Consider the following 460-nt stretch of genomic DNA (forward strand, 5'->3'; position numbering starts at 1 on the left):
CTTCGCAAAGTGATGTTTCTGTGGGCACGCCTTCAACGCCGCCAAAGCGCGGGTTGCTGAAACGTCTATTCGGAAAATGAACGTCCCTTTCGGATCGGGCCCGGGATTTAGATCGCAATGAAAACAATAAACCGAATGGCGGTTTTGCCGTTGACGGTACTCGTGTCACTGGCTGCACATGCTCAGCAGGCCCCCACGCCTGCTGACCGCGCTGCTGCCGCGCGCGCGAACGCGGAACAGGACCGACAAGCGCAGCAGCAACGCGACGCCCAACAGCGCGAAGCCGAAGCGGCTTGATGCGACGGCACGCGGCATCAGTTGCGCGCAATGTTCCTGGTCAACGTCTCGACGGTCAGATTTTCGTCTCGCGGCCTGCCGACGCCTGCGTCGAACGGGTAGCCCGTCCGCTCGCCCGTTCGCCTATAGCCGCGGCGCAGGTAGAAGTCGATCAGTTCGTGGC

At 61.7% G+C, this 460-nt stretch carries 1 protein-coding gene; it reads left to right on the plus strand.

What is annotated here, in order from left to right; genetic code table 11:
* The first annotated feature begins 135 nt into the window (after window positions 1-135).
* The gene (locus ACWF6P_RS31810; RefSeq protein WP_452623706.1) at window positions 136-297 is read left to right on the plus strand and encodes a hypothetical protein; all 162 of its coding nucleotides are present in this window, start codon (window positions 136-138) and stop codon (window positions 295-297) included.
* Window positions 298-460 lie beyond the last annotated feature (163 nt).

Source organism: Rhodococcus sp. NPDC055024 (genome assembly GCF_053608585.1).

Coding starts and splice junctions, on each gene's coding strand:
- ACWF6P_RS31810 (WP_452623706.1), top strand. CDS start 136: ATGGCGGTTTTGCCGTTGACGGTACTCGTGTCACTGGCTGCACATGCT.